The 536-nt window shown below is 75.4% G+C and carries 2 protein-coding genes; both read right to left on the bottom strand.

Going from position 1 to position 536, the window contains the following annotated elements; genetic code table 11:
* Positions 1 to 252, bottom strand: a 252-nt coding sequence (locus tag ESO86_RS18415) for an exodeoxyribonuclease VII small subunit (RefSeq protein ID WP_422836520.1), incomplete at its 3' end; no start/stop codon positions are given.
* Positions 253 to 262: 10 nt separating this feature from the next.
* Positions 263 to 536, bottom strand: a 274-nt coding sequence (locus ESO86_RS18420; protein ID WP_277985262.1) for an exodeoxyribonuclease VII large subunit, incomplete at its 5' end; no start/stop codon positions are given.

The following is a 536-nucleotide window of genomic DNA, read 5'->3' on the forward strand; positions in this document are numbered from 1 at the left end:
GCCGCCGTCGAGGTCGCCGGACGCGGGGGCCGCCGGCCCACCGGCGGCTCTGGCTCGTGCCGCGTCGAGTCGCGCCTTGGCGCCCACGAGCCACTCCTCGCACCGCTGCGCGAGCGCCTCGCCGCGCTCCCACAGCGCGAGCGACTGCTCGAGCGTCGCGGAACCCTGCTCGAGCTCGGCGACGACGCGCACCAGCTCGTCGCGGGCCTGCTCGTAGCTGAGCTCGGCGACATCCGTGGAAGTGGAGGGCATGGAGGGCATTCTATTCGGCGTCGCCGACCGCTCCCCGAGATGTCGCTCCGAGACGTCCCTCGGCGAGCGTGATCCGGAGCGGCGTGCCCGCCGGGGCCTGCTCGGGGTTCACCAGCACGCCGTCGTGCTCGCGCTGCACGATCGCGTACCCGCGTTCGAGCGTCGCGAGGGGGGAGAGCGCGCGCAGCTGCGAGCGGAGCTCGGCGACACGTGTCGCGGCGCGCTCGATCGCGCGCTCGGCGAGCTCGCTGCCGCGCGCGACCCAGCGCGTGACCTCCTCGGCG

The sequence above is a fragment of the Agromyces binzhouensis genome, assembly GCF_004135055.1.
Lineage (GTDB): Bacteria > Actinomycetota > Actinomycetes > Actinomycetales > Microbacteriaceae > Agromyces > Agromyces binzhouensis.